This is a genomic window from Mailhella massiliensis (genome assembly GCF_020741395.1).
In the GTDB taxonomy this organism is placed as follows: Bacteria; Desulfobacterota; Desulfovibrionia; order Desulfovibrionales; family Desulfovibrionaceae; genus Mailhella; species Mailhella massiliensis_A.
Genome location: NZ_DYZA01000111.1, coordinates 1 through 7,148, shown reverse-complemented (window position 1 = coordinate 7,148; position 7,148 = coordinate 1). Strand labels below are relative to the sequence as shown.

The window sequence follows — 7,148 nt, the reverse complement described above, 5'->3', positions numbered from 1 at the left end:
AAAAACATGTCAATTATATATCATTTTCATAAAGTGTTAATCCACATACATTCATCCGTGGGAGAACATTATGAAGAATGTAAAAAAATGGATAATCCTCATCCTAATTTCATGCATTCCGCTATTTTTTACGGAAACTGCATTATTCACTCACCAGATAAAACTGTTTTTTACCATTACCATAGCATCGATACTTCTTGTCTGTTTTGACTTAACAGACAGTCTCATCGCTTCCATAGTCCTTTTTCTCGGCTATTCCATCTTTGAGGTTGCAGACAAGTCGGTCATTTTCCTGTCCTGGGGCAACGACATGACCTGGATGCTCATCGGCTCCCTGGTGCTGGCCTCCATTCTGGAACAGACGGGGGTGATGGTACGCTGCGCCTACTTCATCATCTGCAAGACCAACGGCAGTTATGCCAAGATGATATGGGGTGTTTATCTCGCTGCCCTGTTCGTGGCTTTCCTTACGTCCGTGACGGGCTTCCCTCTCTTTGCCACGCTGGTCTTCGGCATCTGCTCGGGACTCGGCTATAAGCTGGGCTCCAAGGAGGCCAACGGCATCGTCTTTGCCGCCATGACCGGAGGCATCGCGCCCTTCGCATGGATCTACAATCCCATCAACGCGGGTGTAGGCGCAGCCGTCGTCAACCTCTTCGACTCCTCACTGAGCATATCATGGCTGTCCTATCTGACCACGGGCCTGCCGTGGCTTCTCTTCGACCTTATCTGGATGCTGCTCATCTCCCACGTTTTTTTCCGCTGCAAGATGAATGTCGACACCGCCTTCTTCAAGGCGGAATACGAAAAGCTCGGCCCCGTGCGCCTCGAGGAAAAAAAGGCCGTCTGCCTCGCCTCTCTCGTGGTCGCCTACCTCATTGCCTCCAGCTTTCTCACCCTGCCTTCCAGCTACGCCTTCATGCTGTTGCCATGGCTGGCCTTCCTGCCCGGAGTGAAACTCGGCTCCGACCGCGTTCTGCGGGGAATCAACTACAGCATCGTCTTCTTTACTGTCGCCTGCCTGTCCATCGGCAGCGTAGGCGTGAGCGTCGGCGTGGACAAGTTCATATCCAGCATGGTCACCCCCATGCTGCAAGGGCTTTCCGAACTCGGATATGTGGCGGGCGTATGGAGCATCGCAGCAATATCCAACCTGCTGCTTACCCCCGTCGCCGTGACCACGGCTCTCGGCGTCCCCATCATGCAAATAGGCATCGACCTCGGTATTCCTCCGCTCGCCTCGCTGTTTACCATTCTCATGAACGTCAGCAACGTGTTCATGCCGCATGAAAACACCGCCTATCTCATGTATTTCGCCTTCGGCCTGTTCACGATGAAAGACTTCATCAAATACAACACCATCCGCATGATATTGCACATTATTTTCATGCTGCTCGTCATAGTTCCCTGGTGGAATCTGACGGGTGTCATGTAGCCGTCCCTATCCCCTATTCTCCAGGAGGTTCATCATGAAGAACGGTATCAAAATCATCGATATGCGTTGCCGTCCCCCTTATCGCGGCTTTCTCAATGAAGGGTATCCCTTCGGCCTGTACGACGTCGCCTTTGCGGGCCTGTTCCGCAAAATGACGAACACCACGGCAACCCCCGCCCTGCTGTACAAGGACATGGGGCTTTTCATCAGGGAAATGGACTGCGCGGGCATCGATATCGGCGTAGCTCCCTATCGTGCTGCATGGGGAGACCCTCGCAACAACCGGAAAAAGACCGACAATCAGGATCTCGTGGATCTCATGAACGAGTATCCCCATCGCTTCCTCGGCATTGCCTGCCTTTCCCCTGTGTACAACACTCTTGATGAAAATATCAGTGAAATCGATAAGTTCTGCGTCAACGGGCCATTGCCCGGCATCATGCTGGAACCCTATATCGACCAGCCAAACTGGTTCATGAACGACAAAGAACGCGTCTACCCCATTCTGGAAAAGTGCGCTCAGCACGATCTGCCCGTGCTCATGACCTTCGGCAGCCTGCCGGGCTTCCCCGCCGAACAGATAGAGCCGCTTCTGCAGGCCTGCCGCGACTTTCCCAAGGTGAATTTCGTGTGCTGCCACGGCGCCTATCCTTATGTGGACCGTTTCTGTCATGCCGCCTTTATCATTCCGAACCTGTACCTGTCGCCCGACATGTACTTCATCAATACACACTGCCGCCAGATGTACCTGGACGCCGCCAACTACACCCTGCGCGACAAGCTCATGTTCGGCACGGCATGCCCGGGTATTCCTCTGGAATTCGCCGTCAACTACTATATGAACAGCGGCCTGCGCGAAGAAGTTCTGCCCGACGTCATGTACCGTACCGCCGCACGCCTGTTCCACCTTCCTCTCGACTGATGGAGAATCACCATGATCATCGATATGCGCCTTCGTCCTCCGTATAAAAGCATCTGCAACATGGGCCTCTACACGGCCCAGGAACACATCGTGCCCGTCATGCACAAAAACGGCGGCCGCCTTGCGCCCTCCGCCCGTGAAAAATCCATGCCCATGCTCATTGAGGAAATGGATCAGGCCGGAATCACCATGGGCGTCGTGCCCATTCGCACCGCCGACGGCGTCAGCAACGACGATCTCGTGCAGCTGCTTGCCGACTACCCGGGCCGTTTTGTGGGCATGGCCGGGGTCGACCCCACCGACGGCATACTCAAGGCCTTCGACACCATCGACATCTATGTCCACAACGGCCCCTGCAAAGGCATCGTCATGGAACTGCCCTTCTGCAAGAAAGGCCCGCTTCATTGCAACGACCGTTATCTCTGGGCCATTTATGAAAAATGCGAAGCTGAGCAGGTCCCCGTCATGCTGCAGTGGGGCGGTATGTTCGCCCCGGATCTGAAGCTGTACGACCCCACGGAACTGGACAAGGTGGCCGTCAGTTTCCCCCGCATGACCCTCATCGCGGCCCACGCAGGCTGGCCCTTCGTGACGGAAATCATCCAGGTGGCCTTCTGCCGCAACAACATCTACCTCGCGCCCGACACCTACATGACTCCGAATACTCCGGGCTATCAGGACTATGTACGCGCCGCAAAAAACATGCTGAGCGAGCGTATCTGCTTCTCTACGGCCTATCCGCTGGCCACCATCGCCGACACGAAAAAGTCCTTCATGGAACTCGGCCTGAGCGAAGAGATCCTGGGAAACGTCTTCTGCAACAACGCCGTCCGGGCGTTGCATCTTGAAGATCAGATGCGTTGAGCCTCAACACACCCTTTTGAAAATCCTTATCTTCAAACAACAGGAGAACATATGAACAGAATCTGCCATATCCTCGGTATTGAAAAACCCATCATCCAGGGCCCCATGGCATGAACCTCGACGGCACCTCTGGTTGCCTCCGTATCCAACGCCGGCGGGCTCGGCGTACTCGGCGTAGGCTTTGCGCCCATAGGCTTCGTCCTCGAGCAGGTAAAGGCCACACGGGCGCTCACGCAGAAGCCCTTTGCCATCAACGTCATCATGGACCCGAATTCCGACATTCTCGACAAAATCGTGGCCGTCGTGAAGGAAGAAAAGGTCCCCGCCGTTTACGCTGATACGCTCATCGGCCTCGACTACGCGCTATCGAAAAAATACTTCGATATCTGGCACGAACTGGGCGCCAAAGTCCTCGTCAAGGCCAGCGATATCCGTGACGCCGTCACTGCCGAAAAGGCGGGCGCGGACCTCGTCATCGTCAAGGGCTGGGAAGGAGGCGGCCATGTGACTGTGGAGTCGACCATGGTACTGGTTCCCCAGGCCGCGGATGTGCTGAAAAAAGTACCTCTCGTGGCCGCAGGCGGCATTGCCGACGGCCGGGGCATGGCTGCGGCCTTGGCCATGGGCGCCGAAGGCATTGAAATGGGAACCGTATTTCTCGCGGCAGAGGAAACTCCGGTTCATCCCAACGTCAAAAAGGCCGTCGTGGCATGCGACGACATGCAGACCGTGATTACCGGCACTCCCACCGGAGAACCCTGCCGTCAGATCGCCAACGCCCTTTCCGAGGAAATACTCCGCATTGAGGCCGGATATGTCCGGCAGGAAGCCGCCGAACGGCTTCGCACCGTTGCCGAAAGTTCCCTGAAAAAAGCCATGGCCGAAGGCGATACCGAGCACGGCGCAGTCATGGCGGGTCAGATCGTCCCGCTCGTGAAGCGTATCCGCCCCGTGGCGGAAATCATGGATTCTGTGATCGCCGACTGTCGCACCGTCATGGCCGGCATGAGCAGTATCCCCCTCGATTGATATCCACCCTCCCCGTCGGGCACGCCTGACGGCACAAGACGCGTGCGCAGGCAGGCCCCGGGTCTGTCTGCGCACGACGCATCAAGACCGGCCCCGTAACTTCCGCCTTCTGGAGAAACTGATGAACCCTCTTTTTGTTCCCTCCACGCCCATCAGCGCGTCCTCGTATCCCGGCCTGAACGAACACTCCTTCATCCTCCCCGCCGGATTCCGGCAGGAAGAAGGCCGCATGGCGACCACCTGCCCCATACTGGTCGAACAAGATATCCCCGTCCACCTGCGCGACGGCGTCACCATACGCGTCGATATCTTCCGACCCGTAGGAACGGAAAAGGTTCCGGTCCTCATGGGATGGAGCTCCTACGGCAAGCAGGCAAGCTGGCTTACGCTGGATCTGTTCGGCCATCCTACCCGCATGGACGTGAAAAAGGAATGGGAAGACGGCTTGAACAAATTTGAAGGGCCGAACCCGGCCTACTGGGTGGCGCACGGCTATGCGGTGGCTTCCCCCGACCCGCGCGGAGTCTTCATGTCCGAAGGCGATATTCAGGCCTGGGGGCCGCAGGAAGCCCGGGATGAATACGACGTCATTGAATGGCTGGCCGCCCAATCCTGGTGTAACGGCAAAGTGGGGCTGAGCGGGACCTCCATGCTGGCCATGACACAGTATTTCGTAGCAGCGCTCCGCCCGCCCCATCTTGCGGCCATAGCCCCCTGCGAAGGCGCTTCCGACCTTTACAGGGACAATCTCGCCCGGGGAGGGATGCCTGCAAAACTGTTCGCCTCTCAAATTTTTTCGCACGTCTACGGCAACGGCCGGACGGAAGACCTTGCGGGCATGATCGACCGCGAACCTCTGTACGGCGAATACTGGGCCTCAAAGACGGCAGATCTCGAACGCATCGTCACCCCGGCCTACATCGTGGCGTCATGGACCAACCTTGTGCATACCGGCGGCACCTTCCGCGCATGGGAACGCATATCCTCGCCGGAAAAATGGCTGCGCGTGCACAATACCCATGAATGGCATGAATACTACCACCCCGACCATGTGGAGGAACTGCGCCGCTTCTTCGACTACTATCTGAAGGGCATCAACAACAACTGGCCCGATACCCCGCGCGTGCGCCTCGCCGTGCTGAATCCAGGGCATGAGGATATACTCGACCGCAACGAATCCGAATTTCCCCTGAAACGACAGCAGTACCGCCGACTGTATCTTGCAGAACAAAACCGGCTCTCCGAATCCCCCCTCGCGCACAGCGCCGCCGTACGCTACGTCCCCGGAGAAGAATACGCAACATTCCGCATAGGGTGCGACCGGGACATGGAAATCACTGGCTACATCATGCTGAAACTCTGGGTGGAAGTGGAAGGCTCCGACGACATGGATCTTTTTGCCTTCGTACGCAAACGCGACGGCGAAGGCCGCCTTCTGCTCAGCCGGGTCGTCACCGGGCGCATCTTCGCCGGAGCCAACGGACGGCTGCGCGTCTCCCTGCGTGAGAGTGAAGAATCTACGCCATACCGGCCCGAACCCTTCTTCCGTGAGGAAAAGAAGCTCAGTCGAGGCGAAATCGTTCCCGTATGCATCGGCTTCTGGCCCATGTCCATGCGCTGGAACCGGGGAGAAGTGCTGGAGCTGGTCGTCTGCGGACACGACCTGCTCGTACGGCCAGAGTTTCCCGACATGCCTGCAGAGGAAAACTTCAACCGGGGAACCCATGTGCTGCATATAGGCGGAAACTTCGACGCCTTTCTTGCTCTCCCCTGTATAGAGACAGCATAATCCCTGCGTTCCGGAGGCGTCAGATGCCGGAAGAAAGCTGATTCTGATAGCGGAGGAAAAAGTAACGGACGGTATTTCTCACGCACTCCAGGGCGGCATGGTCGCCGCCGAAGCGCGAGCACATGACGAATCTCACGGGCATGGGAAAATCGGCGACGCGCATTGCCTTTACCCGCTGATCATAATGGGAATTCAGCATAAGCAGTGAGGAATACACTCCCGCCATATCGGTATTTTCCTTGATGACCTCCAACATGGACTCATTGGAGGAAAAAGAATACACACCCGGCCGGAAATAGGCCTGTATGCCTGCATAGGGGTATTCACTGAGCTTGTCCGCATCCTCTATCTGCACAAGGGAAAGGCCTTCCAGATCCGCAAGGCTCAACTCTTCCTTTTTCGCAAGGGAATTGCCGGTATTGACGTACACCCTGCTCTGGTCGTCCATAAGCTCCTCATACAGGAAGCCCTGTTCCTCCGCACGAACCTGCAATTCTTCGAGACGGGAATGAGGACGACAGAGCAGGTACAGGCCGTCGCCATTCTCCTCATTCTGAAACGTATTGGTACTCTCCACGATTTTTAAGCGAATGGACGGATAATTCTTGAAAACGTACTTGGAAACAGCCACCAGAAGAGACCGACTCAGAGAGGGAATGGCAAAAATAGTGACGTTTCCCGAAACATTTCTGAGAGATCTTTCCGCCAGCGCGCCCATGCCTTTATACAGCTCAAGCATCTTTTGGGCATGAAAAAAGAACTCCACCCCCTCGGGCGTCAATTCTATCCCTTTTTTCTGCTTGGAAAACAGCGATACCCCCATTTCATTCTCAAGGCTGGCCAGAGAAGCGCTCAGTGCTGGCTGCGTAATGAACACCCGGGCGGCGGCCTCATTGAGGGAAGAACTTTTCGCAGCTCCGATAAAATATTCCAACTGCTTGATATTCATAGCGGAGTATCCCCATTCTGTAGCACGATTAGGTTCAGGACTCATTAAATATAAAAGATGACAATGGCAGCGAGACAAATAGCCGAAAAGAACGTGTGGGCACAACGGTCATAACGCATGGCTATTCTGCGCCAATCCTTGAGTCGGCCGAACATGATTT

Annotated in this window: 6 protein-coding genes and 1 pseudogene; 5 read left to right on the top strand and 2 right to left on the bottom strand. The window is 55.9% G+C overall.

Annotated elements, in window-relative coordinates:
* Positions 1-70 precede the first annotated feature (70 nt).
* The 5 genes from K8W16_RS05880 to K8W16_RS05860 all read left to right on the top strand — a co-directional run bounded on the left by K8W16_RS05880 (position 71) and on the right by K8W16_RS05860 (position 6,039).
* A complete protein-coding gene (locus K8W16_RS05880) occupies positions 71-1,435 on the top strand; it encodes an SLC13 family permease (protein WP_304122041.1) in 1,365 nt (454 codons plus the stop codon).
* Between the two features lie 34 nt (positions 1,436-1,469).
* Complete coding sequence (locus tag K8W16_RS05875; RefSeq protein WP_304122039.1) at positions 1,470-2,357, top strand: amidohydrolase family protein; 888 nt, start codon at positions 1,470-1,472, stop codon at positions 2,355-2,357.
* A gap of 12 nt (positions 2,358-2,369) precedes the next feature.
* Entirely contained in the window at positions 2,370-3,221 is an 852-nt protein-coding gene (locus K8W16_RS05870) for an amidohydrolase family protein (protein ID WP_304122038.1), read from the top strand.
* Between the two features lie 129 nt (positions 3,222-3,350).
* Positions 3,351-4,250 (top strand): nitronate monooxygenase family protein, encoded by a 900-nt coding sequence (locus K8W16_RS05865; protein WP_304122043.1) that lies wholly within the window; start codon positions 3,351-3,353, stop codon positions 4,248-4,250.
* Positions 4,251-4,371: 121 nt separating this feature from the next.
* Complete coding sequence (locus K8W16_RS05860) at positions 4,372-6,039, top strand: CocE/NonD family hydrolase (RefSeq protein WP_304122036.1); 1,668 nt, start codon at positions 4,372-4,374, stop codon at positions 6,037-6,039.
* Between the two features lie 19 nt (positions 6,040-6,058).
* Here K8W16_RS05860 and K8W16_RS05855 read toward each other — a convergent pair whose 3' ends face one another.
* Together K8W16_RS05855 and K8W16_RS05850 are read right to left on the bottom strand one after the other, a co-directional pair.
* Positions 6,059-6,988 (bottom strand): LysR family transcriptional regulator, encoded by a 930-nt coding sequence (locus tag K8W16_RS05855; RefSeq protein WP_304122034.1) that lies wholly within the window; start codon positions 6,986-6,988, stop codon positions 6,059-6,061.
* 44 nt (positions 6,989-7,032) lie between these two features.
* Positions 7,033-7,148: pseudogene (locus tag K8W16_RS05850) on the bottom strand (IS5/IS1182 family transposase); the annotation flags it as partial.

Excerpts from the sequence above, each read along its gene's own strand:
- K8W16_RS05880 (WP_304122041.1), top strand. The coding sequence starts at position 71 with ATGAAGAATGTAAAAAAATGGATAATCCTCATCCTAATTTCATGCATT.
- K8W16_RS05875 (WP_304122039.1), top strand. The coding sequence starts at position 1,470 with ATGAAGAACGGTATCAAAATCATCGATATGCGTTGCCGTCCCCCTTAT.
- K8W16_RS05870 (WP_304122038.1), top strand. The coding sequence starts at position 2,370 with ATGATCATCGATATGCGCCTTCGTCCTCCGTATAAAAGCATCTGCAAC.
- K8W16_RS05860 (WP_304122036.1), top strand. The coding sequence starts at position 4,372 with ATGAACCCTCTTTTTGTTCCCTCCACGCCCATCAGCGCGTCCTCGTAT.
- K8W16_RS05855 (WP_304122034.1), bottom strand. The coding sequence starts at position 6,988 with ATGAATATCAAGCAGTTGGAATATTTTATCGGAGCTGCGAAAAGTTCT.